Here is a 25,642-nt window from a genome sequence, read left to right as displayed (position 1 = left end):
TCACTGCCCTGCCGCGGGGTCGGCTCAGTGGTTCCTGCTCGGCGCCGCACTGGCTGGACCGAGGTCCTGCGCGGCTACGGGGTGTCACGACCTCGACGTCGATGCCCAGGCCCGCGCCGTGCTCGATCACTGCGTTCTTGAAGCCGGTGTCGGCCCAGCTTTTGGAGATGCTCGGTAGGTCTTCTTGGCCTGGCTGAGGAGCCGTATTCCCAGGTCATTCTCGGACAGGCTCGCGGCGGTGACGGTGACGGCGAGGATCAGCCCGATGGTGTCGGTGAGGATGCCCCGCTTCCGGCCGACGATCTTCTTCGCGGCGTCGGTTCCCTGGCTGGTCAGGGGCACATTGGTGGAGGTCTTCACGCTCTGGGTGTCGATCACCGAGGCTGTCGGCTCGGGGTTGCGGCCTTCCTTCACGCGGGCCAGGCCGGTCAGGTCGTAGTTGAGTTGGACGAAGATTCCCTCGTCGCGCCACGCGGCATAGTAGGCGTAGACGGTGCCGTGGTTGGGGAATCCCCTGGAAGGTACTTCCAGGGGATTCCCGTGCGGTTGACGTAGAGGATCGCGTTGAAGACGTCGCGCAGGTCGACCTTCGCTGGCTGGCCGGTTGGCCGACGGTCGAGCCGAGCTTTTCTCCGTGCCGTCAGTTTCGGCTCGATCAAGGCCCATCGGGCGTCGGACAGGTCGCTGGGGTGCGGCTTCCGCTGGCTCATGGCACAGCGTCAGCACGGATGGGGCGGAGGATCGCGTTCCGCTGCTGGGTGGGCGTTTCTATGACATCTTCAAGCCAGACGGATTTCAGAGCCCAGAAACGGATGAGACGGACGGCCCAGCCAGCAGCCGTGACTGGAGCAATCTTCTCCTATCGGGCTTAAGGTTACGAAAGCGAACAGGGATTAAAGCCGCATACAGGAGCAGGGCTACTAAGACGCCCAATCAGAGCTTCAAGAAGGCTCGGCCGCACCGCCGTTGACGCCAGCCTCACCCTGCCCCACCACAACGGCCGCATCGAAAGTGTGAACACCCGTACCAAGCGAATCACGCGGCAGATGCACGGCCGAGCTGGATTCGCCCTGCCCCGCCACCGGATCCTTCTCCAGTGATCACCACACAGCGCTACCGCGATTACGGGACAGAGCCGTTGGCTGGACACACCCGCACCCTCAGGAGCCCCCGTACCGCCGCCCGCGGCGGTACGGGGGCTCCTTCGTTGTGTCCGGAAACGGCCATCGGACATCCACGACCTGACTACCCGGACGGCCCGTGAGCTGACTATTCATCATAATTGTCTCATGTTTTTCATGTTGCTCGATGTAAAGAAAGAGACATTGTGAGGAAAAAGACCGCGAGGGTACTCATACCATCGTTGATCGGACTGCTGCTCACCTCGCTGTCACCGGGGTCCGCGTCCGCGGCCGCCCAGCCGTCCGTCTGGGTGGAGAGCGGCTACGACCACGTCTTCTCGTCCACGCCCGCCCCCTACCGCCCCGCCCAGGGGGTCGACCTGTTCGCCGCCCGCAACGAGACCCAGGCCGCCCAGATCGCGGTGCGCTCCGGCACGCAGCTGAACGGCCTGCAACTGCTACCCGGCGACCTGACCGGTCCGAACGGGGCCGTCATCCCGGCCTCGCGGATCACCGTGAACCGGGAGTACAACCACCAGCAGGTGTGGAAGGTGGCGACTCCGGGCAGCGACGGGCACCAGGAGCCGCCGGACGGCGGGACGGCCTACTACGACGCGCTGGTCGAGAACGTTCCGTCCGGCCTCGCCGCCGGCACCACCCAGCCGTACTACTACAGTGTCGCGGTGCCGGACACCCAGGCTCCCGGGGTGTACACCGGCCAGGCCACCGTGCAGAGTTCGGCCGGGGCGGTGGACATCCCGGTGTCGGTGACGGTGTACGACGCGGCGCTGCCGCCGGCCAACCGGTCGACCTTCCGGATGAACAACTGGTTCACCTCGGTCGGCTGGGACTACAACTGGACCGAGTCCTCCATCTCTTCCCAGTACACCAAGCGGGACGGGTCGGGCCAGCCGATCAAGGCGTTCGACCCGGAGTGGTGGGACGTCATCACCAGCTTCGCCGCCGACCACGCCAGGCACCGCAACAACGTGGTCTACGCGGACTTCCAGGCCCTCGCCATCCCGGACACCAAGTCGGACTCCGCCGGGAATCTGACCTTCACCTGGCAGGCCTTCGATCGTTTCGTGCAGACCTTCCAGGATGCTGGCGCTCTGCAGTACATCTACACGCCCACCCTGCTCGAACACGAACACGGCAAGGACCTGGAAACCCTCGTTCCGGACGGCCAGGGTGGCGTCAAGATGGCCTACCAGCAGGCCGGTTCGGACGCGGCCGGGGTCTACCTGGACAAGGTCTTCGCCGAGCTGAAGAAGCACCTCGACGCCAAGTGTCTGGATCCGGGCCCGAGTTGCACCCCGGGCCGGCGCTGGAGCGACGTGTTCTACATGAGTGCCGTCGACGAGCCCGACCCGACGGATGCCACCCAGACCGCGAACGCGGTGTGGCTCTATCAGCACTACAAGGGCAAGGACCAGTTCCCCAATGGTCTGAGCAACGAGTCCCGCCAGAACCCGGAGCCGGGCATTGACAGCTCGCTGAGCACGGTGACCTCCGTCGGCGGGCCGCAGTACGACAACAACACGGCGTACTACCAGAACCTTCGCCTGTCCGGTAAGGATTTCTGGCTGTACTACTGCAACAACCCCACCGACAACCACCTCAACCGCTGGATCAGCTACCCGCTGTCCGACTCCCGGCTCACGCCGTGGATGGTGGCGGCCGTTGGCGGGAACGGCTTCCTGCACTGGGGCTGGAACATCTGGACCAAGCCCGTCACCGGCTTCCCCGCCGTCGACACCTTCAACGACCCGATGTCCGGCGATGACTTCCTGGTCCGCCCCAACAAGAAGACCTACGGCGTCTACGACAGCGTCCGCAGCGAGGCCCTGCTGGCCGGCATCCAGGACTACGAGCTGCTGAACCAGCTCTCCGCCACCAAGCCGGTGCTCGCCCGTGCCCTGATCAACTCGCTGATCAGCGGCACGACGTCCTTCTCCAAGTCCGGCACGGCCACCGACCAGCGGCACAAGCAGATCCTGGACGCGCTGACCACCCCCGGCCCGGACGCGGCCTTCCCGTTCACCGACGACTTCGGCCCCGACCGGAACGCCTCCTGGCGCACCGTCCGCGGCACCTGGACGGCGAGCGGCGACGGCGGGTACGTGCAGAGTGACCCCAACGCCGGCTGGGACGTGGTCGCCGGCCTGACCGGCCGCGCGTACCGGGACGTTGAGGCCTCCGTCGACCTACGGATCACCGGCGTCCAGGCCAACGGTGGCGACACCAACTGGGCGGGCATGGTGGTCCGCAACCAGAACCCGACCGAGTCGCAGACCGGATACCTGGTCGCGCTGCGCAACACCGGCGAGGTGTTCGTGAACCGCAGCGGCACCACGCTCGGCTCGGCGAAGGTGCCCGGCTACACCCCAGGCCAGACCGTCAGTCTGCGGGTGTCCGCCCGGGGCGGCACGCTCCGGGTCTACGCCGGTACCATCCAGCTGCTCACCGTGACCGACCAGGGCTACCCGGTCGGCGGCTTCGGGCTCGCCACCGGCGGGGCCTCCGCCCGCTTCGAGCACGTCCGGCTCAACCCGGGCGGCGACGTCGCGGAGAACGCCGCCGTCGTCGCGTCCAGCACGTACGAGGGCGACGGCTGGAGCACCGGCGCGCTGACCGACGGACGGCGCGGCCTGGCGACCGGCAGCAACGGCTGGAGCAGCAACCTCACCCCGGGCGCCGACCACCCCGAGTGGGTGAAGCTGGACCTCGGCTCGACCCGGCGGATCAGCCGGGTGGACCTCTACCCGCGGGCCGACGGGGCCGCCGCGGGTTGGGGCTTCCCGGTGGACTTCAGCATCCAGGTCTCCACGGACGGCAGCAACTGGACCACCGTCACCGACCGCACGAACTACCCGAAGCCGACGGACGGCTCCGTCCAGGCCTTCCCGTTCGTCCCCACCGGCGCCCGCTACATCCGGGTCAACGGCACCCGGCTGGGCACCGATCCGAACGGCGACTACCGGATGCAGTTCGCCGAGATCGAGGCGACCGGCGGCGAGCTGGCCGTCAACCGGCCGGTGACGGCGTCGACTTCGGTGAGCGCATACGCCTGGCGTCCGGCCGCGACCACCAACGGCATCACCAACTCCACCCTCGAGTACACGATGGGCTGGAGCAGCGCCAGGTCGTCCGGCTCCGCTGGCAATGAGTGGATCACCGTGGACCTCCAGGGCCCCAGCCTGATCAGCCAGGTCGCCCTGACCCCGCGCACCGACGGCGCCAACACCGGCCTGGGCTTCCCGGTCGACTACACCGTCCAGGTCTCCCCCGACGGCACCACCTGGACCACCGTCGCCACCCGCACCAACACCCCCCGCCCCGGTGCCGCCCCGCTCCTCCACCCCTTCACCCCCACCACCGCCCGCTATGTGAGGATCACCGGCACCCGCCTGAGCCCCGACCAGTTCGGTGACTACTACCTCCAACTCGCTCAGATCGGCATCAGCTGATTCTGCCCCTCCGAAGGCCGCCGCGCCCGCCGCGGCGGCCGCGGCGGCCAGCGAGCGCCGCAGCGCGCCGGCGGCGCAGAATCCCTATGGATCTGGCGATCAGGTCCTGCCTGCCGGAGCCGACAGCCCTGCGCATACTCATGCGCAGGGCTGTTCCGCCGCTGAGCGTCCCGCTTGTGCTCGGCATCGACGACTTCGTCCTCAGGACCCAGCACCGCTACGCCGCTGCGATCACCGACGCCGGGACCGGCGAGCGGATCAACATCCTGCCTGACCGCACCACCCAGACCCTGGTCGCGGAGCTGCGCGAGCACTCTGGGGCCCGAGTACGTCTGCCGCGACGGCTCCGGCTCCTACGGCGAGGCGATCCGCCATGCTCTCCCCGAAGCGGTGCAGGTCAGTCATCTTGGTCCCGGGCAGGGACGCCTTGCGGCGTGAAAACATGTGGGCTGGTGCCTCGCCCGGTGGACTCCGGTCGTCTCTTGGGATCTTGAGCCCGTAGGTCAGTCTGGTGCGGGGGCGGTGCGTACAGGACCCGCACGACGACGGCTCGGGCCGGCGGGGCCAGCACTCTCACCCCCCCGCGACCAGCTGACCGCCCCAGCCACAGCCCGCCTGCACCGACCGCCGACGGGCTACCTCGCGCTGCCCGGCCAACCCCCTGGTTTCCGATCAGGGCCTACCCTGTTGGTTTCCGCGAGTGCTACTGGGACCCCTGCGCGCCGTGGATAGAAACCCGCGCTGCGGGCAGGGTGGCAATCCGCGAGCCCTTCTGGGACCAGGAGCTGTTCAGGCTCAACGAGGACGCGGTGTACCGTCCTACCGCAGAGCTGATCGAGCGGTTGCGGCGTGAGCACCGGGTGCGGTTCCTGGTGGTCGACCGGAAGGCGGGCGCCGAATCGCCCCGGCTGCGGGAGTTCGCCGAGCCGGTCTTCGACAATGGACGGGTCGCCGGGTACCGGCTGCCCTGACCGGACGAACGGACGACGGGTACTCCGCGATGCTTTCCACGGACGACAAGAGCGGGCAGCCGCAGACCGACGGGCGGCCGGCGCGCCGCCAGCTGCCTTCCTTCCTGCTGATCGGTGTGCTCAGCACCCTCTTCTACCTGGGGCTGTTCGTGGTCGCGCGCCGGTTCACCGACCCGCAGGCGGCCAACCTGATCGCGCTGGCGGTCAGCGCGGTCGCCAACACCGCGGCCAACCGCCGCTTCACCTTCGGGATCACCGGCTCCGAGGGCGCGGTGCGCCACCAGCTCCAGGGCGCGGTGGCGTTCCTGATCGGCCTGGGGCTGAGTGCCGGCGTGCTGGCCCTGCTCGACATCGCGGTGCCGGACGCCTCGCGGGTGGCGGAGGTGGCCGGGCTGATCGTGGCGAACGGCCTGGCCACCGTGGTCCGGTTCCTGCTGATGAAGGTGTGGGTCTTCCGCGGCCGCTGAGCTCCGACAGCGGAAAGCGCCCGCCCGGTCCGTCCGGGCGGGCGCTTCGCTGTGCGGGGCGGGTGTCAGGCGGACACCTTGGGCGGCTCCTCGGCCGCCGGCGCCGGCTGCGGCGCGGTGAGCGGATCGGCCGCGGCCGCGGCTGCGGCCTCGACCCGGGCGGCGCTGCGCTCCTTGAGCTTGCGCACCGGCCACGGCGTCCAGTTCTTGGCCTTCATCAGCGGCGACTCCAGTAGGTGCCAGGAGAGCGCGGCCAGCACCACGGTGCCTGCCATGGCTAGGGCCAGGTAGACCGGCTTGCCGTACTTGGCGTAGCCGAGCATGGCCAGCGCCTGCTCGACGGTGAAGCCGTAGATGTAGATGCCGTACGAGTAGTCGCGCTTGCGGCCGACCTTCTGGAACGGGCCTGGCAGCCGTATGGCCAGCCAGAGCAGCAGGTAGGCGAAGGCCGGGTAGCCGAAGACGAACAGGCCGCCGGTCCACAGGCTCACGCCGAACACGGCGGCGCAGATCAGCGCCAGACCGTCGTGGATGACCAGCCGCTCGCGGTAGAGCTGGAAGGTCGCGCCGATCATGAAGATGAAGACCAGGTGGATGAGGAAGTGCACCGACATCGCGCCGAGGAACGGCACGTAGACGGCGGAGTTCATGTCGCCCGGGATGCCGCGCAGGGTGGGCATGTTCACCCAGTCGCGCAGGATGAGGATCCACAGACCCAGCGCCAGCAGCGGCACGAACTTGCGGGCCCGCTGCAAGACGCCACCCGCGGCCATCAGGCCGACGATGACGTAGCAAAGGATCTCGTACTTCAACGACCAGAGGGCGCCGTTGACGCCGACGTCGTAGTTGGTGCCCCGCTTGATGCCCCCCTCGATGACGCCGGAGATGTCCCAGCCGGTGCTGATCGAGGTGTTCCAAGTGCCCTTCAGGTAGTTCACCGGGCCGGCCGGGTGGTGCCAGTAGCCGCTGAACGTGCCGTGCTGCCAGTGCCACAGCAGCGGGATGATCACCAGCGCCGAGACCAGCAGCGATCCCCAGAGGCCGGGCAGGATGCGCAGCGCGCGGTGCCAGGCGTACCGCCCGATGGGCGTCCGGGCACCGCTGGCGCTGATCATGAACCCGGAGAGCACGAAGAACCCGATGACGGCCATCTTGCCGATGTCGGTCTGCTGGCCGCTCTTGATCCACAGCGGATCCAGGTGCCCCCACGCGAGGGGGTACATGTGCGAGAGGACGACCGCCGAGGCAAGCAGCAGTCGCAGCAGGCCGAAGCTGTTGGCCCGGCCCGAGTACAACTCGGCGAGGGTCCCGCGCCGACCGGGCAGTGCGGACAGCCACCCGCCGGGTCGGTTGCCGCGGGACTGGGGCCTGCCCGGCGAGGAGAGCCTGCGAGACATGGAAAAGATCATGCTTTCCTGGAAGGGGTGCCCAGGCGGAGGCCCGGTGCACAGGCCCGATCGGGTCCTCGTCGGATCCTACCGATGCCCGTCGAGGATCATCACGGGTGCTGATCGAATCGTTAGCGTGCGGACCCGGCCGAGGCAGCGGACCAGAGCGCGGCGACGGCCGAGCGCAGGCTGCGCTCGGGCTGCCAGCCGAGGGCGTTGCCGGCGGCGGAGATGTCGAGCTGCTGCCACTCGGTCTCCGGGCCGCTGCCGTCCGGCGCCGGGACCTCGGTGACGTTCACCGGGACACCGCTGACCTCGATCAGCAGGTCGACCAGCTCGCGCGCCGAACTCGCCTTGCCCAGGCCGACGTTGAGCACCGCGGGGGAGGCCGGGTTGCTCGGGATCGCGGCGATGATCGCGTCCACGGTGTCCTGCAGGTCGACGAAGTCGCGCTGGGCGGTGAGCGGCTGGAGCGCCAGCTCGGCGGTGGCGTCGGCGGCCTGTGCGGCGGCGAGCTTGCCGGCCATCACGCCGAGCAGGCTGTGCCCGGGCTGCCCGGCGCCGACCACGTTGCCCAGGCGCAGCACCACGGCGTCCAGGCCCTCGGTGCGGACGGCGTCCTTGATCAGCTCGGTCGCCTGCAACTTGAGCTGCCCGTACACCATGGACGGATTCGGCTCGGAGTCCTCGGTCAGGCTGACGCCGATCGGGCAGAGGCCGTACTCGTGGACGGTACCGAGGTGGACCAGGCGGGGGGCTGCGGGCATGCTCCGAAGTGCGTCCAGCAGCCGGCTGACCATGCCGACGTTGGCGCCGACCATCTGCTCGTCGGTCAGGCCCCACATCCCGCCGGCCGCGTTGATCACCACGTCGATCCGGTGATCGGTCAGCAGCGCGGCCAGCTCGGCGGGCGGGTCGAGGGTGAGGTCCAGCCGGGCGAACTCGCCGGGCAGCGGCTCGGCCGGCTCCTTGCGGGCGATGGTGAGCAGGTGGTGGCCCCGCTCGTCCAGGGCGGCGAGGATGGTGCGCCCGATGAAGCCGGTGCCGCCGAGGACGGCGATGCGGGGAAGGTCTGAGCTGCTCACGGCCATGGCCTCTGGTTCCGGTTCGGTCGGATGGTCGGTCGGGTGGTCGGTCGGGTGGTGGGGGGCGCTGCCTCAGTAGTGGTCGCTGCCGGCGACGTGCCGCAGCAGGGTCTTGGCGCCGCCGCCGTTCCGGCTCTTGACCGCGCCGGGGACCATGGTCAGCGCGTGGATCCGGGACGACAGGTGCAGCCGGGAGGCCTTGGCGGCCTTCGGCCAGCCGTGCGCGTCCAGCCGGTCGGCGACGTCGCGGAAGAAGCGGTTGGCCTCCTCGAAGCGCACGCCGGTGAAGGCCTGCGCCGAGGAGATGCTCACCGCGTGCCGGCGGTACTGGAAGCAGACCTGGTCGGTGATCATCATCTGCTCGCCGGCCTGCAGCAGGTCGATGACCAGCGCGAGGTCCTGGGTGACCTCCAGGTTGTCCCGGAAACCAGCGGCTCGAACGGCCTCGGTACGCCAGCAGATGGAGGGGAAGAACAGCCAGTTGCCGCGCAGCAGGCTGGTGGCCAGCTCCTCCCCGCCCATCAGCTTGCGGCCGTTGACCTTGGGCGAGTAGATGCGCTTCTTGGCCTGGTCGGCCAGGCCCTCGGTGGGCTTGCCGTTGCCGTCGATGACCTGGACGCCCGGCTGGATCATGCCGATGTCCGGGTTGTCCTTGAGCACGCCCCGGACGGTGGCGACGTAGTTCGGCAGCATGATGTCGTCGGTGCCCATCATGACGAAGTGCTGCTCGCGTACCAGGCCGAGGCACTTGCGGTAGTTGCCGGTCACACCGAGGTTCTGCTCGTTGCGCTGGTAGGAGACCCGGTCGTCCCCGAGCTCGGCGAACCAGCCGGGGACGTCCGGCTCCTTGCCGTCGTCCACCACGGTGAGCCGCCAGTTGGGGTCGCTCTGGGCCAGGATGCTGCGCACGGCGGCCTGCATCAGCGCGACGTTGCCGTAGTAGGGCAGCATGATGTCAAGAGTTGTCATGGGCGGCGCACCAGGTTTTCCGGGTAAGTGGGGACGGCGGGAAGGCTACTGACCGCTGAGCGACCGGCGGAACCGCAGGCACTCCTCGTAGTCCGGCAGCAGGCCGGTCTCCAGGGCCTGCGCCAGGGTCGGAGCGGCCGCGTCACGGGCGGACAGCTGCGGGACCTCGGCCGGCCAGTCGATCGCGAGGTCCGGGTCCAGCGGGTGCACGGCGTGCTCGCCGGTCGGGTTGTACGTCTCCGAGCAGACGTAGGAGAGCGTGGCGTCGTCGCTCAGCGCGCAGAAGCCGTGGCCCAGGCCCTCGGAGATGTAGACCGAGCGGCGGTCCACGTCGTCGAGCCGGACGAACTCCCAGCGGCCGAAGGTGGGGGAGCCCACCCGGAGGTCGACGATCACGTCGAGCACCGCGCCGCGCACGCAGCTGACGTACTTGGCCTGCCCCGGCGGGACGTCGGCGAAGTGGATGCCGCGCACGACGTCCTTGGCGGACACCGAGAGGTTGCCCTGGGCCATCCGCAGCGGGTGTCCGACGACCTCGGAGAGCCGGTCGAAGCGGTACCACTCCATGAACAGGCCGCGCGGGTCGCCGTGTTGCTGGGGGGTGACCTCCCAGGCGCCCTCGATGGACAGCTCGCGGAACTTCATCGCGCGGCCTCCTCGTCGAGCAGGTTCACCAGGTACTGGCCGTAGCCGCTCTTCAGCAGCGGCTCGGCGAGCTCGCGCAGCTGCTCGGAGGTGAGGAACCCGGCCCGCCAGGCGGCCTCCTCGACGCAGCCGATCTTGAAGCCCTGGCGCTCCTCGATGACCCGGACGAACTCCGAGGCCTGCACCATGGAGACGAACGTCCCGGTGTCCAGCCAGGCGGTGCCGCGGTCCAGGACGGTGACCTGCAGCTCGCCGTCCTTCAGGTACGCCTCGTTGACGGCGGTGATCTCCAGCTCGCCGCGGGCGCTCGGGGTGATGGTGCGGGCGATCTCCACCACGCGGTTGTCGTAGAAGTACAGGCCCGGCACCGCGTAGCGGGACTTCGGCTTCTGCGGCTTCTCCTCGATGGAGATGACCTGGCCGTCCTCGTCGAACTCGACCACGCCGTAGGCGGTCGGGTCGGCGACGGGGTAGGCGAACACCATGCCGCCCTGCGGGTCAGTCCGCTGGGCGAGCCGGGTGCCCAGGCCGCTGCCGTGGAAGATGTTGTCGCCCAGGATCAGTGCGACGGGCTGGTCGCCGATGAAGTCGGCGCCGAGAACGAAGGCCTGGGCGATGCCCTCCGGACGCTCCTGCACGGCGTACTGCAGCTCGAGGCCGAACTGCGAGCCGTCGCCGAGGAGTCGCTCGAACTGGTCCCGGTCCTGCGGAGTGGTGATGATCAGAATCTCGCGGATCCCCGCCATGATGAGCGTGGAAAGCGGGTAGTAGATCATCGGCTTGTCGAAGACCGGGAGAAGCTGCTTGGAAACGGCCCGGGTCAGGGGCCAGAGGCGGGAACCGGTGCCGCCCGCAAGAAGAATGCCGCGCATGGCGGACACCTTACGTGGCTCGGGGAACCGGGCAGCAACCAGGCGTCGCGGCCCTTGAGGCCCCCCGGGTACCTGGGGCGATCGGCCCTGCGCGCGCGCACTATACTCAGCCGCACTATGCGCATCCTCGTCACCGGCGGCGCCGGATTCATCGGTTCCCAGTTCGTGCGCGCGCTGCTGTCGGGGGACCCCGCGGCCCGCGTCACCGTATTCGACAAGCTGACCTACTCGGGCGTTGAGGAGAACCTCGCGCCGGTGGCCGACCACCCCGGCTACACCTTCGTCCGCGGTGACATCTGCGATGTCGACGCCGTCGACCAGGCCATGCCCGGCCATGACGCGGTGGTGCACTTCGCCGCCGAATCGCACGTCGACCGCTCCATCGCCGGCGCCGGCCCGTTCGTGATGACCAACGTGGTGGGCACCCAGGTGCTGCTCGACGCCGCCCGCAAGCACGGCGTCGGCCGCTTCGTCCACGTCTCCACCGACGAGGTCTACGGCTCGATCACCGAGGGCTCCTGGACCGAGGACTGGCCGCTCGCGCCGAACTCCCCGTACTCCGCCTCCAAGGCCGGCTCGGACCTGCTGGCGCTGGCCTACCACCGCACCCACGGCATGGACGTCGTGGTCACCCGGTGCTCCAACAACTACGGGCCGTACCAGTTCCCCGAGAAGGTCATCCCGCTCTTCACCACCAACCTGATCGACGGCAAGCGTGTCGGCCTGTACGGCGACGGCGGCAACATCCGCGACTGGCTGCACGTCTCCGACCACTGCCGCGGCATCGACCTCGCGCTGCGCAAGGGTCGGGCCGGCCAGGTCTACAACATCGGCGGCGGCGTCGAGCTCACCAACAAGGAGCTCACCGGTCTGCTGCTGGAGGCCACCGGCCAGGGGTGGGACATGGTCGACCGGGTCGAGGACCGCAAGGGCCACGACCTGCGCTACTCGCTGGACATCACCAAGATCCGCGAGGAGCTCGGCTACGAGCCGCAGGTCACCTTCGAGGAGGGCCTCGCCTCGACCATCGCCTGGTACCGCGACAACCGCGCCTGGTGGGAGCCGCTCAAGGTGAGGGCCGTGCAGCAGTCGTGAACGACGAGGGCAGCACGGCGACCGGACGCCGTTCACCGTTGGCCAAGGTGCTCAGCGCGCTTCCCCCGGGCACCCAGCTGGTGATCGGGGGGACCGTGCTGCTCGGCGCCGCCTCCTACATCCACCTGATGGCGGCCGGGTACAGCCTGGGCAAGCCGCAGATGGCGGCGGTCTCCCTGCTCTGGACAATCCTGATGTCCGTCGGCCTGGGGCTCTTCTTCCCGGTCGAGCAGGAGCTCACCAGGATCGTGGCTGCTCGGATGGTCGGCGGGCAGGGCGTGGCGCCCGTGCTGCGCCGGGTCCTGGTGATCACCGGTGCGATCCTGGCCGCGCTGACCGTCGGCATGGCGGTGGCGGTCCGCCCGCTGGCGGACACCTTCTTCGACGGCCGCACGGACATGGTCCTGGCGCTGGCCGCGGCCTTCGTCGCCATGGCTGCCGGCAACGTCACCCGTGGCGTGCTGGCCGGCCTCGGCCGCTTCGGCGCGTACGGCACCCAGCTGGCGGTGGACGGCGCGCTGCGGATCGCGATTGCGATCGGCTGCGCGCTGGCGCACGTGCACTCGCCGCTGGTCTTCGCGCTGATTCTGACGGTGGCGCCGCTGATCTCGGTAGTGGTCACCGCCGGGCCGCTGCGGGAGGGGGTGCGCTCCGGCCCATCGATTACGTGGCCCTCGGTCGCCTCCGGCCTGGCGCCGCTGATCTGCTCGACCCTGCTCTCGCAGGTCGTGGTGAACGCCGCGGTGGTCAGTACTCAGCTGCTGGCCCCGAACAACGCCGCGCTGGTGGCCGGCCTGCTGAACGCGGTCGTCCTGGCGCGCGTTCCACTGTTCGTGTTCGGCTCGCTCCAGGCCTCGCTGCTGGCGGGCCTGTCGAGCTCGGCCGCCGCCGGCGACCGGGCGGGCTTCTCCAAGCTGCTGGTCCGGACCTCGGCCGTGGTCACGGTGCTCGGCGTGGCTGGCGGGATCCCCGCCACCATCCTGGGCCCGTGGCTGATCCAGGTACTCTTCAAGGCGGACGACGTCCTGGGCTCGCTGGACTTCCTGTGGATGTCCGTCGGAACGCTCTGCTACATGCTCGCGATGGTCCTCGGACAGGCGCTGCTGGTCCTGCACCGGCACCGGCTCCAGTTGCTCGGCTGGGCGTTGGGAACTGTTGCACTGATCGTAACCACCCTGGTACCTGGGCCGATCGCTACGCGAGTCTGCCTCGCCTACACTATGGGTTCGCTGGCCGCTGTCGTCAGTATGTCTGCGGCGCTCTGGCTGACCTTCCTGCGGAAGCCGCCGACCGCCACGGCGGAGGTCGGAGGGTCCACCCACCCCTCACTGGTGGACTCGATATGACCGGTCCGGTCCGGCCTGTTACCCCAATCGAACCGCCGCGCACCCCGCGGCCGCACGACGCGGCATGGAGTCATTGATGTCCGACTATGACGATGTATGGCTGGTCATCCCGGCCTACAACGAGGGAACCGTCATCGCCGATGTGATCGAGGGCGCTCGGAAGACCTTCCCGAACATTGTCGTGGTCGATGACGGCAGTACCGACGACTCCGTCGAGCACATCATGACCACGGGTGCGCACCTGATCCAGCACCCGGTCAACCTCGGCCAGGGCGCAGCGCTGCAGACAGGTCTGTCCTACGCACTCAAGCAGCCCGGGGCTAAGTACTTCGCGACCTTCGACGCGGACGGTCAGCACCAGACCCCGGACGTCGAGAAGATGGTCGCCCTGCTCCGCCAGGACGAGGCTGACGTGGTCCTCGGCTCGCGCTTCATCGAGCAGACCGGCGAGGTGCCGTGGATCAAGCGAGTGGTCCTGCGGACCGCCGCGACGATCAGCCCGACCGCGCGCAAGCTCAACCTCACCGACTCGCACAACGGCCTCCGCGTGATCAACCGCGAGGCGGCTTCCAAGCTCCGCATCACCATGAACGGCATGGCTCACGCCTCCGAGATCGTGGCCTTCCTGGCCGCCTCGGACCTGCGGGTCATCGAGGTACCGGTCGACATCCTGTACACCGAGTACTCCCGCTCCAAGGGCCAGTCGCTGATCAACGGCGTCAACATCCTCTTCGACATCTCGCTCCGGGAGCGTGGCCGCAAGTGAAGTACATCTGGATCCAGCTTTTGCTGCTGATCGGCACCGGCACGCTCTCGCTGGCCTTCGTGCGCAACTGGGACCGCGCGCACACCCGCGCCTGGAAGCGCATGGCGTTCTTCGCCTTCGTGATCGCCAACGTCTACGCCGTGTTCCGGCCGCAGGACGTGACCTGGATCGCCAACCAGCTCGGCGTGGGTCGCGGCACCGACCTGGTGCTCTACCTGCTCGTGGTCGGCATGGCCTTCATGACGCTCAACACCTTCATGCGTTTCCGGTCGCTGGAGAAGAAGCTCACCGACCTCGCTCGTGCCGTCGCGGTGAACGATGGCCAGCGGGTCAACAACGAACGCTTCGTGGACGAGCCGCAAGTCGAAGGTCGCCAGGCGTCCGAGAAGATCACCCAGGGCTGAGAACCGGCCCGCCGGTACGGCGGTCCGGCACGTTGCACCTTCGGAGAAACCACAATCATGTCTGCGCGGGCCGCCAGGCCGAGAGCACGTTTTTCCCACGTCATTGGCCTGGCTGCTCTGGAGGCGGCCGTTGGTGCGGCGGTGGCCCTCGGGTTCACCCAGCTGTGCATGTCGATAGACGTCAACCCGATGGAGCGGATCGGCCAGGTGAGCGGGCTGGCTGCCATGCAGCTCCGCTTCATCCTGGTGTTCGTCGTCCTCGCGCTGGCGTGGTGGGCGCTCAGCCGACGGATATCCAGGCCGGTGGCCCTGCATATCGCCTGCGCTTCGCTGGCGGGTCTGGCCACCGGCCTCTACGCCGGCGGGGTGGCGGTGATCCTTCGTGGGACCTCGTGGCCGCTGAACGGAGTCCAGGGGGACTCCGGGCAGTTGCAGCTGTGGGTGGGCGACATCAAGGAGGGCCGCCCGCTGCCCGGCATCTACCCCCCGCTCTTCCCCCATGTGCTCACCTGGTGGACCGAGCTGTTCAACCCCGGACACCCCGGTGCCGCGCTCAAGATTCTCGGCCTGGTGCTGGTCGCGCTCACCGGCCCCGCGGTCTATCTGGCCTGGCGGCTCCTCCTTCCGCCGCTCTGGGCGCTCGGGCTCAGCGTGGTGTCGATATTCCCGACGGTGCACCCGGCCAAGCCGTACGTGGACGTCATACTTCTGATCCTGATCCCGGTGCTGGCCAAGTTCATGGACTCGATCCTGAGGTCCGCCGGGCTCACCACGAAGGCCGCACTGCTGAGCGGTCTGGCCTTCGGCACGGCTTTCTCCGTGCTCTTCCTCTGGTACTCGGGCTGGTTCGTCTGGTCCGCCCCCGGTGCGCTGGTGGTGCTGGCCGTCGCCGTCGCCAGAGTTTCCCGCGAGGGGGGACGCACCGCCCTGCTGCGAGCACTGACCCTGGTGGGCGCGACCATGGTTGCTTTTCTGGCGATCAGTGGCTCCTACGTGTTCCGGCTCGCCACCGGTGCCGGTGAGCCGGACGCCTACATGTACTTCGACACCTACACGGATCCGGCCTACTTCGTGATGTGGCAGGGGGACCAGCCGGGTGCCATCGAGCACAGCGTCTGGCCGCTGCCGGGCGAGCTGGGCGGTGTCGGTGTGTTCGCGCTGCTGCTGGTGGTCGGCATCGGGGTCGCGCTCTGGCTCGGCCCGCGGCTCGCGGTCGTCCAGGTGGCCGGGTTCAGCATGCTCGGCGCGTTCCTCCTGCGGTACTGGTTCGCCTCGCACATGGAGCGTGACAAGCTCGTCCAGCTCTACCCGCGGACCTCGGCCGAACTGCTTTACTGCAGCATTGTGTTGTGCGGGATGGCCGGCTACCTGGTCCACCAGCGGTTCGCCGGTCGCAAGGCGGTCGACCCCGAGGCGCCGAATCGCCGTCCGTCGTTCGCGGTGCCCGCGCTGCGGGCCAGCGGCGCCGTGCTGTGCGCCCTGGCCTTCTTCACCTCCATGGCCGGATCGTCCACGGTGGATCGGTTCATGCCGTCCTCCGACCACAACTCCCACGGTTGGCTCGCCTGGACGGCGCAGACCACCAAGCTGCCGAACGGTGAGTGCCCGAAGTTCGCGCCGGAAGGCAAGTGCGAGGCCCGCAAGCCGGTGGTTCGGTAGATTTCGTCAGCTTTTGTGAAGGTCGCGTGAATGTGGCGCGCCGTGATAGCACCCTGACACCCGGTTCCGGCAGGTAGGTTGGTTGCGGAGACGAGGCCCCATTCGGCCGCATTCCACCGAACCCTCCCGTTGACCACCCGACCGTCAGGCCGCACGAGGCGGACCCGGTCGGCAACCTGTTGATATCCCAGGGGGAGACAACCCGTGGACCTGAGCACAGCCGTCGACGCCCAGCCGGAGTCGGCCAGTAGTGAACGATCGGCTGGTGGGGAGTCCGGCAGCGCTGCCTCCCGCGGTGCCGAACGCCTGCGGGCCCTGACGATCGGCCGTTGGTTCTGGCCGGTGGCCCTGCTGGTCGGCTACGTCGGACAGACCCTGTTCCGGCTCTCCCTGTCGATCCACAACTACTACCCGTCGGTGCACGCGGACGAGGACTCGTACCTCGTGATAGCGAGGGTGCTGGCCGGTCGGCCGACCACCGAGATGCCCGTCGGCGTGGTCATCCCCGGCGGGTACCCACTGCTGATCTCGCCGGCGCTGCGGATCGCCGACAACCCGGCGACCGCGTACCACCTGATCATGGGCATCAACGCGGTGCTCAACGCGCTGGTCTTCCCGTTGGTCTTCGTGGCCGCGCGCCGCCTGGGCCTCGCCCGACGGCACGCCTATCTGACCGCGACGGCCGTGGCCCTGGCGCCGCCGGTGATCTTCTACTCCCAGTTCGTCATGTCGGACACCGTCCTCCCGGTGCTCCTGCTGGCCTGGCTCATCGCCATGCACGGCTGGCTGTCGTCCGGCTCCCTGCGCCGCCGCGCGCTCTATGCGGCCGCGATGGGCCTGGCGGCCGGCTACGCGATGGCCACCCACGACCGCGGCGGCGTGGTCGTGGCGCTGACCGCGTTGGTCCTGGTGGTGGTGCTGGCCTTCGGCTGGGCGCCCCGGCTCTCCTCGCTCGTCGGCCTAGGCGCGCTCGGCGTGACCTTCCTGGGCGCCAAGCTGCTGGCCGGCTTCCTGCAGAACCAGTTCAAGGACGCCCCGCCGAGCGAGGTCGGCAACAAGGTCTTCGAGAACCTCGGCGACAGCAAGTACATCGGTACCATCATCGGCCGCACCTTCGGCCAGCTCTGGTACTTCATGACCTCCACATACGGCTTCGGGGCGATCGCCTTCGTGCTGTGCGTGGTGGTCTTCTTCCGCCGCAGCTTCTCGGTGGCGGAGCGGGCGGTGGCCTTCTGCATGGTCGCCATGGTGTTCGGCACCGCGCTGGCCTCCGCGGCCGGCCTGGCGGACACCGACCGGCTGGACAACTGGGTGTACGCCCGGTACTGCGCGGTGCTCGTGCCGCTGTTCCTCGTAGTCGGCCTGGTCGCTCTGTTCCGGGCGGGCACCCGCCCGCTGCTGAAGCTCGCACTGGCAGGCGCCCTGGTCATCGTGGTCATCCAGCTGTCGGTCGGCTGGTACGCGGGCGCCGAGCTCAAGGGCTGGGCCATACCGTGGACGGTGCCGGACGCGCAGTTCCTGGCGTCGACCTGGGAGGGTCTGCATATGGCCCGCACCACGATGGGGGCGCTCGCGGTGCTGGGCGCCTGTCTGCTGCTGCGGGTGGCCGGCGGACGCAAGGTGGTTGCGGCAGTGGTGGGCTGCGTGACGATCTTCACGGCCTACGCGACGGTCACCATCACCGACAACGTCTCCGAGCCGCACTCGAAGTCCCGCAAGTACGAGGCCGTCGGCCTGCTCAAGGAGGCGGGCGTGGGCAAGGGCGACAACCTGGTACTGGACTGGGACCTCGACTGGGGCGCCCGCATGGCACTGTCCTACGAGGTCTACTGGGGCCGGGTCTGGACCAGCAACGTCAAGCACGGCAACACCCCGCCGGAGCAGGCGAACGCGATGCTGCTGACCGTCCCGAAGGACGCGAAGCCGGAGTCCAGCTGGGACAAGCCGCTCCCGGGCTGGCACGTCGCGAAGTACAGCAAGGACCACGGCTGGGTGCTCTGGCGGAAGGGCTGACCGCGAGGCCACCCGATCGGGGCCGGTGAGGTGCACCTCACCGGCCCCGATTGGCATCCGGGCTGCTCCATGTGGCAGTATGTCCAAGTTGCTCGGTTGAGTGCCGATGCTGCGCGCCTCCCGCCGGGAGGACTGGAAGCGAGTCCCATGTACTCGTCGTTCCCGTGATGGCCGTCAAGCGTGAGTTCTACGCCACGGCAGCTGCGGGGCGGACGTACGGGAATCTTCCGGGAAGCGTACGCGGGGCCTCGGCCCGGCTCCCCCCACCCTGAAAGTTCGAAACCGACGAGTTCTTCGCCGGTTTTTTGCAAGCGCGAGTGCGACACGCCCGAGCGCGGGGGTCGGAGGGGGATCGTGAAGTGACTAAGACAGAAGGACTACTGAGTAGCCATGGCGGGACAGAAGATCCGCATCCGGCTCAAGGCCTACGACCACGAGGTCATCGACTCCTCGGCGAAGAAGATCGTCGAGACGGTGATCCGTACTGGTGCGCAGGTCGCGGGCCCGGTGCCGCTGCCCACTGAGAAGAACGTGTACTGCGTCATCCGCTCGCCGCACAAGTACAAGGACTCGCGCGAGCACTTCGAGATGCGTACTCACAAGCGTCTGATCGACATCCTCGACCCCACGCCGAAGACGGTTGACTCGCTGATGCGTCTCGACCTGCCGGCGGGCGTCGACATCGAGATCAAGCTCTGAGAGGCGCACCGAAGATGGCTAAGCAGATTAAGGGCATCCTGGGCGAGAAGCTCGGCATGACCCAGGTCTGGGACGAGAACAACCGGGTCGTGCCGGTGACCGTCGTCAAGGCTGGGCCCAATGTCGTGACCCAGGTCCACACCGCCGACAGCCCGGCCGGCTACGACGCCGTCCAGATCGGCTTCGGCGAGATCGACCCCCGCAAGGTGAACAAGCCCCTCGCGGGCCACTTCGCCAAGGCCGGTGTCACCCCGCGCCGCCACCTGGTCGAGCTCCGTACCTCGGACGCCTCCGAGTACACCCTGGGCCAGGAGATCACCGCCGAGCTGTTCGAGGCGGGTGTCAAGGTCGACGTGACCGGCACCTCCAAGGGCAAGGGCTTCGCCGGTGTCATGAAGCGCCACAACTTCCGTGGTCTCGGCGCCGGTCACGGCACCCAGCGCAAGCACCGCTCGCCCGGTTCCATCGGTGGCTGCGCCACCCCGGGCCGTGTGTTCAAGGGCCTGCGCATGGCTGGTCGGATGGGCCACGAGCGTGTGACCACCCAGAACCTGACCGTGCACGCGGTCGACGCGGAGAAGGGTCTGCTGCTCATCAAGGGCGCCGTCCCGGGCCCGAACGGCGGCCTCGTCCTCGTCCGCACCGCGGCGAAGGGGCTGTGAGGAAATGAGCACCATTGACATCCTGTCGCCGGCTGGCGACAAGACCGGCAGCATCGAGCTGCCGGCCGAGATCTTCGACGCGAAGGTCAGCGTTCCGCTGATGCACCAGGTCGTCGTGGCGCAGCTCGCTGCGGCCCGTCAGGGCACCCACAAGACCAAGACTCGTGGCGAGGTCCGCGGTGGCGGCAAGAAGCCGTACCGCCAGAAGGGCACCGGCCGCGCCCGTCAGGGCTCGACCCGTGCGCCGCAGTTCGCCGGCGGTGGCGTCGTGCACGGTCCCGTGCCGCGCGACTACTCGCAGCGGACCCCGAAGAAGATGATCGCCGCCGCCCTGCGCGGTGCGCTCACCGACCGGGCCCGCCACAACCGCATTCACGTCGTCACCGGCGTGACCGCGACCGAGGCGCCGTCGACCAAGGCCGCCAAGGGCCTGTTCGGCAAGATCACCGACCGCAAGAACGTCCTCCTGGTCGTCGAGCGTTCGGACGAGCTGGGCCTCAAGTCCGCTCGCAACCTGCCGAACGTCCACATCCTGGACGCCGGTCAGCTGAACACCTACGACGTGCTCGTCTCCGACGATGTGGTCTTCACCCAGGCCGCCTTCGAGCGTTTCGTGGCCGGTCCGGCCGCGTCCGCCAAGGCCGTTGCCGCTGAGGGCGAGCTCGAAGGGAGCGCCGCCTGATGAGCGACGTTACGAGCAAGACGTTCACGGACCCCCGTGACGTCCTGGTGAAGCCGGTCATCTCCGAGAAGAGCTACAGCCTTCTCGACGAGAACAAGTACACGTTCATCGTGTCGCCGGGCGCCAACAAGACCCAGATCAAGCAGGCCGTCGAGGCGGTCTTCTCGGTCAAGGTCGAGGCTGTCAACACGATCAACCGTCAGGGCAAGCGCAAGCGGTCCAAGACGGGCTTTGGCAAGCGCAAGGACACCAAGCGCGCCATCGTGACGCTGGCCGAGGGCAACCGCATCGACATCTTCGGTGGTCCGGTCTCCTGACTCAGGAGATCGTGATCGTCGATTAGGACGAGGACGAGAGAGCCAAATGGGCATCCGCAAGTACAAGCCGACTACGCCGGGCCGTCGTGGCTCCAGCGTGGCCGACTTCGTAGAAATCACGCGGTCCACGCCGGAGAAGTCGCTGGTTCGCCCCCTGCACAGCAAGGGCGGCCGTAACAACGCCGGTCGTGTCACCGCTCGCCACCAGGGTGGCGGTCACAAGCGCGCCTACCGCGTGATCGACTTCCGTCGTCACGACAAGGACGGCGTGCCGGCCAAGGTCGCGCACATCGAGTACGACCCGAACCGCACCGCGCGCATCGCGCTCCTGCACTACGCGGACGGCGAGAAGCGCTACATCATCGCGCCGCGCGGCATCACGCAGGGTGACCGGATCGAGAACGGCGCTGGCGCCGACATCAAGCCGGGCAACAACCTGCCGCTGCGCAACATCCCGGTCGGTACCACCATCCACGCGGTGGAGCTGCGTCCCGGCGGCGGTGCCAAGCTGGCCCGCTCGGCCGGCTCCGGCATCCAGCTGCTGGCGCGTGAGGGCAAGATGGCGCACCTGCGCATGCCCTCCGGTGAGATCCGCCTGGTGGACGCGCGCTGCCGCGCGACCGTCGGCGAGGTCGGCAACGCCGAGCAGTCGAACATCAACTGGGGCAAGGCCGGCCGCATGCGCTGGAAGGGCGTCCGCCCGACCGTGCGTGGTGTCGCCATGAACCCGATCGACCACCCGCACGGTGGTGGTGAGGGTAAGACCTCCGGTGGTCGCCACCCGGTCTCGCCGTGGGGTAAGCCCGAGGGCCGCACCCGTCGCCCGAACAAGGCGTCGGACAAGCTCATCGTGCGCCGCCGCAAGACCAACAAGAAGCGCTAGGAGCAGGTCAGATGCCGCGCAGTCTTAAGAAGGGCCCCTTCATCGACGGCCACCTCATCAAGAAGGTGGACGCTCAGAACGAGGCGGGTACTCAGAACGTCATCAAGACCTGGTCCCGTCGTTCCGTGATCTCCCCGAGCATGCTCGGTCACACGATCGCGGTCCACGATGGCCGTAAGCACGTCCCGGTGTTCGTCACCGAGTCGATGGTCGGCCACAAGCTCGGCGAGTTCGCTCCGACCCGTACCTTCCGTGGCCACGTGAAGGAAGACCGGAAGTCGAAGCGTCGCTAAGCGCCTGAGCTTCAAGCGCCAGAACGACTCAATGACTTACTCCATTAAGGGGACAACCATGGAAGCCAGGGCACAGGCGCGGTACATCCGCGTGACGCCCATGAAGGCCCGCCGCGTGGTGGACCTCATCCGTGGCATGAATGCCACGGAGGCCCAGGCCGTCCTGCGTTTCGCTCCGCAGGCCGCCACCGTGCCGGTCGGCAAGGTGCTCGACAGCGCCATTGCCAACGCCGCGCACAACTACAACCACTCCAACGTGGACGACCTCTACATCTCCGAGGCGTACGTTGACGAGGGCCCGACCCTGAAGCGGTTCCGTCCGCGTGCCCAGGGCCGCGCCTACCGGATCCGCAAGCGGACCAGCCACATCACCGTGGTCGTCAGCAGCAAGGAAGGGACCCGGTAATGGGCCAGAAGGTTAACCCGCACGGGTTCCGCCTCGGCATCAGCACGGACTTCAAGTCCCGCTGGTACGCCGACAAGCTGTACAAGGACTACGTCAAGGAAGACGTTGCCATTCGTCGCATGATGACGAAGGGCATGGAGCGCGCCGGCATCTCCAAGGTCGAGATCGAGCGCACCCGCGACCGCGTCCGCGTCGACATCCACACCGCTCGCCCCGGCATCGTCATCGGTCGCCGTGGCACCGAGGCCGACCGCATCCGCGGCGACCTCGAGAAGCTGACCGGCAAGCAGGTCCAGCTGAACATCCTCGAGGTCAAGAACCCCGAGCTGGACGCCCAGCTCGTGGCTCAGGGCGTCGCGGAGCAGCTGTCCTCCCGCGTCTCCTTCCGTCGTGCCATGCGCAAGTCGATGCAGGGCACCATGAAGTCCGGCGCCAAGGGCATCAAGGTCCAGTGCTCCGGTCGTCTCGGCGGCGCCGAGATGAGCCGTTCGGAGTTCTACCGCGAGGGTCGCGTGCCGCTGCACACCCTGCGTGCGAACGTCGACTACGGCTTCTTCGAGGCCAAGACCACCTTCGGCCGCATCGGCGTGAAGGTCTGGATCTACAAGGGCGACGTCAAGAACATCGCCGAGGTCCGCGCTGAGAACGCCGCTGCCCGCTCGGGCAACCGCCCGGCCCGTCCCGAGGGTGGTCGTCCCGCCCGCGGTGGCGAGCGCCGTGGTGGCGAGCGCGGTGGCCGTGGCCGTCGTCCCGCCGCCGCCGAGGCCCCCGCGGCCCCGGTCGCCGAGGCTCCGGCTGCTGAGAACACCGGAACGGAGGCCTGACCCCAATGCTGATCCCCCGTCGGGTCAAGCACCGCAAGCAGCACCACCCGAAGCGCCGCGGCGCTGCCAAGGGTGGCACCGAGCTGGCGTTCGGCCAGTTCGGCATCCAGGCCGTGACCCCGGCCTACGTGACGAACCGTCAGATCGAGTCCGCTCGTATCGCGATCACCCGTCACATCCGTCGTGGCGGCAAGGTCTGGATCAACATCTACCCGGACCGCCCGCTCACCAAGAAGCCGGCCGAGACCCGCATGGGTTCCGGTAAGGGTTCGCCGGAGTGGTGGATCGCGAACGTGCACCCGGGTCGGGTCATGTTCGAGCTGTCGTACCCGAACGAGAAGGTTGCTCGCGAGGCGCTCACCCGCGCCGCGCACAAGCTGCCGATGAAGTGCCGGATCGTCCGGCGCGAGGACGGTGAGAGCTGATGTCGGCCGCTACCAAGGCTGCTGAGCTTCGCTCGCTGGACAACGAGGGTCTCGTTGCCAAGCTGCGCGAGGCCAAGGAGGAGCTGTTCAACCTCCGCTTCCAGGCGGCGACCGGGCAGCTCGACAACCACGGACGGCTCAAGCTCGTCCGCAAGGACATCGCGCGGATCTACACCCTGATGCGCGAGCGCGAGCTGGGCATCGAGACGGTGGAGAACGCCTGATGACTGAGAACACCAACGAGACGCGCGGTTTCCGCAAGACCCGTGAGGGTCTCGTCGTCAGCGACAAGATGGACAAGACCGTCGTCGTCGCCGTCGAGGACCGCGTCAAGCACGCTCTGTACGGCAAGGTCATTCGCCGTACGAACAAGCTGAAGGCGCACGACGAGCAGAACGCGTGCGGCGTGGGCGACCGGGTCCTCCTCGCGGAGACCCGCCCGCTGTCCGCGACGAAGCGCTGGCGCGTCGTCGAGATCCTCGAGAAGGCCAAGTAACGAAGCCGATGAGGTACGGCCGTATGTGCAGCGGGTCCCTTGCGGACGCCGATGTGAGCAGCGGCCGGCCCGTCGACTCTCGTTGACGATCAGGAGAAAGCTGTGATCCAGCAGGAGTCGCGACTGCGTGTTGCCGACAACACTGGTGCCAAGGAGATCCTTTGCATCCGTGTTCTCGGTGGCTCCGGTCGCCGCTACGCCGGAATCGGGGACGTCATCGTCGCGACCGTCAAGGACGCGATCCCCGGTGGCTCGGTGAAGAAGGGTGACGTCGTCAAGTGCGTCGTCGTCCGTACCGTCAAGGAGCGTCGTCGTCCGGATGGCTCGTACATCCGTTTCGACGAGAACGCTGCCGTCGTGCTGAAGAACACCGAGGGTGACCCCCGTGGTACCCGCATCTTCGGCCCGGTGGGCCGCGAGCTGCGCGACAAGAAGTTCATGAAGATCATCTCGCTGGCGCCGGAGGTGCTCTAACCCATGGCGAACAGCATGAAGATCAAGAAGGGTGACCTGGTCCAGGTCATCACCGGCAAGGACAAGGGCAAGCAGGGCAAGGTCATCCAGGCCCTGCCGGCTGAGAACAAGGTCCTGGTCGAGGGTGTCAACCGGGTCAAGAAGCACACCAAGCCGGGTCCGGGTACCCAGGGTGGCATCGTGACCGTCGAGGCCCCGGTGCACGTCTCCAACGTCCAGCTGGTCGTGGAGAAGGACGGCAAGAAGGTCGTCACCCGCGTCGGCTACCGCTTCGACGACCAGGGCAACAAGATCCGCGTTGCCAAGCGGACCGGTGAGGACATCTGATGTCTGAGACGACTGTTGAGAAGGTGGCCCCCCGCCTCAAGGAGCGTTACAACTCCGAGATCAAGGGCCAGCTGCAGGAGCAGTTCTCGTACGAGAACGTCATGCTGATCCCCGGCCTGGTCAAGGTCGTGGTCAACATGGGTGTCGGCGAGGCCGCCCGTGACAGCAAGCTGATCGAGGGCGCGATCCGCGACCTGACCGCGATCACCGGTCAGAAGCCGGCCGTGACCAAGGCTCGCAAGTCCATCGCGCAGTTCAAGCTGCGCGAGGGCCAGCCGATCGGCACCCACGTCACCCTCCGTGGTGACCGCATGTGGGAGTTCCTGGACCGTCTGGTGTCGCTGGCTCTGCCGCGTATCCGTGACTTCCGTGGTCTCTCCCCGAAGCAGTTCGACGGCCGTGGCAACTACACCTTCGGTCTGACCGAGCAGGTTATGTTCCACGAGATCGACCAGGACAAGGTCGACCGTCAGCGCGGTATGGACATCACCGTCGTGACCACCGCTCAGACCGACGACGAGGGCCGGGCGCTCCTGCGCGCTCTGGGCTTCCCGTTCAAGGAGGCGTGAGCCAATGGCGAAGAAGTCCCTCATCGCGAAGTCCGAGCGCAAGCCGAAGTTCGGCGTCCGGGCCTACACCCGGTGCCAGCGCTGCGGCCGTCCGCACTCGGTGTACCGCAAGTTCGGCCTCTGCCGTGTCTGCCTCCGTGAGATGGCGCACCGCGGCGAGCTGCCGGGCGTGACCAAGAGCTCCTGGTAATCCCAGAGCTCTAGGCACTGCTAGCGAAGCAGAGGTGCCCGATCCCACAGCGGCCCGTTTTGGGCCTGCCGTACGGATTCCCGTAAGGTAGTGGGGTCGGGCCCCCTGCCACGGCTTCCCCATG

At 68.1% G+C, this 25,642-nt stretch carries 29 protein-coding genes and 1 pseudogene; 24 read left to right on the top strand and 6 right to left on the bottom strand.

The annotated features are described in order from the left end of the window. Positions 1-85: 85 nt before the first annotated feature. Positions 86-710 (bottom strand): annotated as a pseudogene (locus tag ACZ3UD_RS03350) (IS5 family transposase); the annotation flags it as partial. 653 nt (positions 711-1,363) lie between these two features. Here ACZ3UD_RS03350 and ACZ3UD_RS03345 point away from each other — a divergent pair. The 3 genes from ACZ3UD_RS03345 to ACZ3UD_RS03335 all read left to right on the top strand — a co-directional run bounded on the left by ACZ3UD_RS03345 (position 1,364) and on the right by ACZ3UD_RS03335 (position 6,029). Next, positions 1,364-4,591 (top strand): discoidin domain-containing protein, encoded by a 3,228-nt coding sequence (locus ACZ3UD_RS03345; protein ID WP_465581685.1) that lies wholly within the window; start codon positions 1,364-1,366, stop codon positions 4,589-4,591. 752 nt (positions 4,592-5,343) lie between these two features. Beyond that, a complete protein-coding gene (locus ACZ3UD_RS03340; RefSeq protein ID WP_465581683.1) occupies positions 5,344-5,562 on the top strand; it encodes a hypothetical protein in 219 nt (72 codons plus the stop codon). A 29-nt stretch (positions 5,563-5,591) separates the two neighbouring features. After that, the gene (locus ACZ3UD_RS03335) at positions 5,592-6,029 is read left to right on the top strand and encodes a GtrA family protein (protein ID WP_465581681.1); all 438 of its coding nucleotides are present in this window, start codon (positions 5,592-5,594) and stop codon (positions 6,027-6,029) included. Between the two features lie 65 nt (positions 6,030-6,094). Here the strand turns inward: ACZ3UD_RS03335 and ACZ3UD_RS03330 are convergent, their stop codons facing one another. From ACZ3UD_RS03330 to rfbA, 5 genes are all read right to left on the bottom strand, one after another. Next, positions 6,095-7,426 (bottom strand): acyltransferase family protein, encoded by a 1,332-nt coding sequence (locus tag ACZ3UD_RS03330; protein ID WP_465581679.1) that lies wholly within the window; start codon positions 7,424-7,426, stop codon positions 6,095-6,097. A gap of 122 nt (positions 7,427-7,548) precedes the next feature. After that, complete coding sequence (locus ACZ3UD_RS03325; RefSeq protein WP_465581677.1) at positions 7,549-8,502, bottom strand: NAD-dependent epimerase/dehydratase family protein; 954 nt, start codon at positions 8,500-8,502, stop codon at positions 7,549-7,551. Between the two features lie 72 nt (positions 8,503-8,574). Next, positions 8,575-9,471, bottom strand: coding sequence for a glycosyltransferase family 2 protein (locus ACZ3UD_RS03320; protein WP_465581675.1), 897 nt, complete (start codon positions 9,469-9,471; stop codon positions 8,575-8,577). Between the two features lie 45 nt (positions 9,472-9,516). Then, positions 9,517-10,116 carry a dTDP-4-dehydrorhamnose 3,5-epimerase family protein gene (locus ACZ3UD_RS03315; RefSeq protein WP_218198372.1) on the bottom strand — a complete coding sequence of 200 codons (600 nt, stop codon included), beginning with the start codon at positions 10,114-10,116 and terminating at the stop codon, positions 9,517-9,519. Then, positions 10,113-10,988, bottom strand: coding sequence for a glucose-1-phosphate thymidylyltransferase RfbA (rfbA, locus tag ACZ3UD_RS03310; RefSeq protein WP_465581672.1), 876 nt, complete (start codon positions 10,986-10,988; stop codon positions 10,113-10,115). Before rfbA ends, ACZ3UD_RS03315 begins: the two co-directional genes overlap by 4 nt. A 117-nt stretch (positions 10,989-11,105) precedes the next feature. On the opposite strand from rfbA, the gene rfbB reads away from it, so the two are divergent. From rfbB to ACZ3UD_RS03205, 21 genes are all read left to right on the top strand, one after another. Next, positions 11,106-12,083, top strand: a complete 978-nt coding sequence (gene rfbB / locus ACZ3UD_RS03305) for a dTDP-glucose 4,6-dehydratase (RefSeq protein ID WP_465581670.1) — start codon at positions 11,106-11,108, stop codon at positions 12,081-12,083. Next, a complete protein-coding gene (locus ACZ3UD_RS03300; protein ID WP_465581668.1) occupies positions 12,080-13,429 on the top strand; it encodes a lipopolysaccharide biosynthesis protein in 1,350 nt (449 codons plus the stop codon). Before rfbB ends, ACZ3UD_RS03300 begins: the two co-directional genes overlap by 4 nt. Positions 13,430-13,505: 76 nt before the next feature. Then, positions 13,506-14,195: a glycosyltransferase family 2 protein gene (locus ACZ3UD_RS03295; RefSeq protein WP_465581666.1), complete on the top strand. Its 690-nt coding sequence runs from the start codon at positions 13,506-13,508 to the stop codon at positions 14,193-14,195. Then, positions 14,192-14,599: a DUF2304 family protein gene (locus ACZ3UD_RS03290; RefSeq protein ID WP_465581664.1), complete on the top strand. Its 408-nt coding sequence runs from the start codon at positions 14,192-14,194 to the stop codon at positions 14,597-14,599. The genes ACZ3UD_RS03295 and ACZ3UD_RS03290 overlap by 4 nt, the downstream gene beginning before the upstream one ends. A gap of 168 nt (positions 14,600-14,767) precedes the next feature. Continuing rightward, positions 14,768-16,258: a hypothetical protein gene (locus tag ACZ3UD_RS03285; protein WP_465581662.1), complete on the top strand. Its 1,491-nt coding sequence runs from the start codon at positions 14,768-14,770 to the stop codon at positions 16,256-16,258. Between the two features lie 204 nt (positions 16,259-16,462). After that, a complete protein-coding gene (locus ACZ3UD_RS03280; protein ID WP_465581660.1) occupies positions 16,463-18,271 on the top strand; it encodes a hypothetical protein in 1,809 nt (602 codons plus the stop codon). A gap of 390 nt (positions 18,272-18,661) precedes the next feature. Further along, positions 18,662-18,970 (top strand): 30S ribosomal protein S10, encoded by a 309-nt coding sequence (gene rpsJ / locus ACZ3UD_RS03275; protein ID WP_012785157.1) that lies wholly within the window; start codon positions 18,662-18,664, stop codon positions 18,968-18,970. 14 nt (positions 18,971-18,984) lie between these two features. After that, complete coding sequence (rplC, locus tag ACZ3UD_RS03270; RefSeq protein WP_153460994.1) at positions 18,985-19,632, top strand: 50S ribosomal protein L3; 648 nt, start codon at positions 18,985-18,987, stop codon at positions 19,630-19,632. A gap of 4 nt (positions 19,633-19,636) precedes the next feature. Then, on the top strand, positions 19,637-20,314 hold the full coding sequence (gene rplD, locus ACZ3UD_RS03265; protein ID WP_270146474.1) for a 50S ribosomal protein L4: 678 nt from the start codon (positions 19,637-19,639) through the stop codon (positions 20,312-20,314). Then, positions 20,314-20,631, top strand: coding sequence for a 50S ribosomal protein L23 (gene rplW / locus ACZ3UD_RS03260; protein ID WP_030280768.1), 318 nt, complete (start codon positions 20,314-20,316; stop codon positions 20,629-20,631). Before rplD ends, rplW begins: the two co-directional genes overlap by 1 nt. A gap of 46 nt (positions 20,632-20,677) precedes the next feature. Then, positions 20,678-21,514 (top strand): 50S ribosomal protein L2, encoded by an 837-nt coding sequence (gene rplB, locus ACZ3UD_RS03255; RefSeq protein ID WP_207810337.1) that lies wholly within the window; start codon positions 20,678-20,680, stop codon positions 21,512-21,514. An 11-nt stretch (positions 21,515-21,525) separates the two neighbouring features. Further along, positions 21,526-21,807 (top strand): 30S ribosomal protein S19, encoded by a 282-nt coding sequence (gene rpsS, locus ACZ3UD_RS03250; protein WP_030280772.1) that lies wholly within the window; start codon positions 21,526-21,528, stop codon positions 21,805-21,807. Between the two features lie 58 nt (positions 21,808-21,865). Further along, a complete protein-coding gene (gene rplV, locus ACZ3UD_RS03245; protein WP_030280773.1) occupies positions 21,866-22,213 on the top strand; it encodes a 50S ribosomal protein L22 in 348 nt (115 codons plus the stop codon). Continuing rightward, positions 22,213-23,037: a 30S ribosomal protein S3 gene (gene rpsC / locus ACZ3UD_RS03240; protein WP_030055823.1), complete on the top strand. Its 825-nt coding sequence runs from the start codon at positions 22,213-22,215 to the stop codon at positions 23,035-23,037. Before rplV ends, rpsC begins: the two co-directional genes overlap by 1 nt. Positions 23,038-23,042: 5 nt before the next feature. Beyond that, complete coding sequence (rplP, locus tag ACZ3UD_RS03235) at positions 23,043-23,462, top strand: 50S ribosomal protein L16 (RefSeq protein ID WP_030232476.1); 420 nt, start codon at positions 23,043-23,045, stop codon at positions 23,460-23,462. After that, the gene (gene rpmC / locus ACZ3UD_RS03230; protein ID WP_030232478.1) at positions 23,462-23,686 is read left to right on the top strand and encodes a 50S ribosomal protein L29; all 225 of its coding nucleotides are present in this window, start codon (positions 23,462-23,464) and stop codon (positions 23,684-23,686) included. The genes rplP and rpmC overlap by 1 nt, the downstream gene beginning before the upstream one ends. Beyond that, on the top strand, positions 23,686-23,958 hold the full coding sequence (gene rpsQ / locus ACZ3UD_RS03225) for a 30S ribosomal protein S17 (protein WP_030280777.1): 273 nt from the start codon (positions 23,686-23,688) through the stop codon (positions 23,956-23,958). The genes rpmC and rpsQ overlap by 1 nt, the downstream gene beginning before the upstream one ends. A gap of 102 nt (positions 23,959-24,060) precedes the next feature. Beyond that, complete coding sequence (gene rplN / locus ACZ3UD_RS03220) at positions 24,061-24,432, top strand: 50S ribosomal protein L14 (RefSeq protein ID WP_030232481.1); 372 nt, start codon at positions 24,061-24,063, stop codon at positions 24,430-24,432. Between the two features lie 15 nt (positions 24,433-24,447). Beyond that, positions 24,448-24,759: a 50S ribosomal protein L24 gene (gene rplX / locus ACZ3UD_RS03215; protein WP_270151185.1), complete on the top strand. Its 312-nt coding sequence runs from the start codon at positions 24,448-24,450 to the stop codon at positions 24,757-24,759. Continuing rightward, positions 24,759-25,328, top strand: coding sequence for a 50S ribosomal protein L5 (gene rplE, locus ACZ3UD_RS03210; protein WP_030280779.1), 570 nt, complete (start codon positions 24,759-24,761; stop codon positions 25,326-25,328). Before rplX ends, rplE begins: the two co-directional genes overlap by 1 nt. A 4-nt stretch (positions 25,329-25,332) precedes the next feature. Continuing rightward, positions 25,333-25,518 (top strand): type Z 30S ribosomal protein S14, encoded by a 186-nt coding sequence (locus tag ACZ3UD_RS03205; RefSeq protein WP_030055830.1) that lies wholly within the window; start codon positions 25,333-25,335, stop codon positions 25,516-25,518. Positions 25,519-25,642: the final 124 nt, after the last annotated feature.

Source organism: Kitasatospora sp. NPDC023118 (assembly GCF_055560875.1).
The sequence above is the reverse complement of the archived record's forward strand: the minus strand, read 5'-3'. Positions and strand labels throughout refer to the sequence as shown.

Coding starts and splice junctions, on each gene's coding strand:
- ACZ3UD_RS03335 (WP_465581681.1), top strand. CDS start 5,592: ATGCTTTCCACGGACGACAAGAGCGGGCAGCCGCAGACCGACGGGCGG.
- ACZ3UD_RS03330 (WP_465581679.1), bottom strand. CDS start 7,426: ATGTCTCGCAGGCTCTCCTCGCCGGGCAGGCCCCAGTCCCGCGGCAAC.
- ACZ3UD_RS03320 (WP_465581675.1), bottom strand. CDS start 9,471: ATGACAACTCTTGACATCATGCTGCCCTACTACGGCAACGTCGCGCTG.
- ACZ3UD_RS03315 (WP_218198372.1), bottom strand. CDS start 10,116: ATGAAGTTCCGCGAGCTGTCCATCGAGGGCGCCTGGGAGGTCACCCCC.
- rfbA (WP_465581672.1), bottom strand. CDS start 10,988: ATGCGCGGCATTCTTCTTGCGGGCGGCACCGGTTCCCGCCTCTGGCCC.
- rfbB (WP_465581670.1), top strand. CDS start 11,106: ATGCGCATCCTCGTCACCGGCGGCGCCGGATTCATCGGTTCCCAGTTC.
- ACZ3UD_RS03295 (WP_465581666.1), top strand. CDS start 13,506: ATGTCCGACTATGACGATGTATGGCTGGTCATCCCGGCCTACAACGAG.
- ACZ3UD_RS03285 (WP_465581662.1), top strand. CDS start 14,768: ATGTCGATAGACGTCAACCCGATGGAGCGGATCGGCCAGGTGAGCGGG.
- rpsJ (WP_012785157.1), top strand. CDS start 18,662: ATGGCGGGACAGAAGATCCGCATCCGGCTCAAGGCCTACGACCACGAG.
- rplC (WP_153460994.1), top strand. CDS start 18,985: ATGGCTAAGCAGATTAAGGGCATCCTGGGCGAGAAGCTCGGCATGACC.
- rplD (WP_270146474.1), top strand. CDS start 19,637: ATGAGCACCATTGACATCCTGTCGCCGGCTGGCGACAAGACCGGCAGC.
- rplW (WP_030280768.1), top strand. CDS start 20,314: ATGAGCGACGTTACGAGCAAGACGTTCACGGACCCCCGTGACGTCCTG.
- rplB (WP_207810337.1), top strand. CDS start 20,678: ATGGGCATCCGCAAGTACAAGCCGACTACGCCGGGCCGTCGTGGCTCC.
- rpsS (WP_030280772.1), top strand. CDS start 21,526: ATGCCGCGCAGTCTTAAGAAGGGCCCCTTCATCGACGGCCACCTCATC.
- rplV (WP_030280773.1), top strand. CDS start 21,866: ATGGAAGCCAGGGCACAGGCGCGGTACATCCGCGTGACGCCCATGAAG.
- rpsC (WP_030055823.1), top strand. CDS start 22,213: ATGGGCCAGAAGGTTAACCCGCACGGGTTCCGCCTCGGCATCAGCACG.
- rplP (WP_030232476.1), top strand. CDS start 23,043: ATGCTGATCCCCCGTCGGGTCAAGCACCGCAAGCAGCACCACCCGAAG.
- rpmC (WP_030232478.1), top strand. CDS start 23,462: ATGTCGGCCGCTACCAAGGCTGCTGAGCTTCGCTCGCTGGACAACGAG.
- rpsQ (WP_030280777.1), top strand. CDS start 23,686: ATGACTGAGAACACCAACGAGACGCGCGGTTTCCGCAAGACCCGTGAG.
- rplX (WP_270151185.1), top strand. CDS start 24,448: ATGAAGATCAAGAAGGGTGACCTGGTCCAGGTCATCACCGGCAAGGAC.
- rplE (WP_030280779.1), top strand. CDS start 24,759: ATGTCTGAGACGACTGTTGAGAAGGTGGCCCCCCGCCTCAAGGAGCGT.
- ACZ3UD_RS03205 (WP_030055830.1), top strand. CDS start 25,333: ATGGCGAAGAAGTCCCTCATCGCGAAGTCCGAGCGCAAGCCGAAGTTC.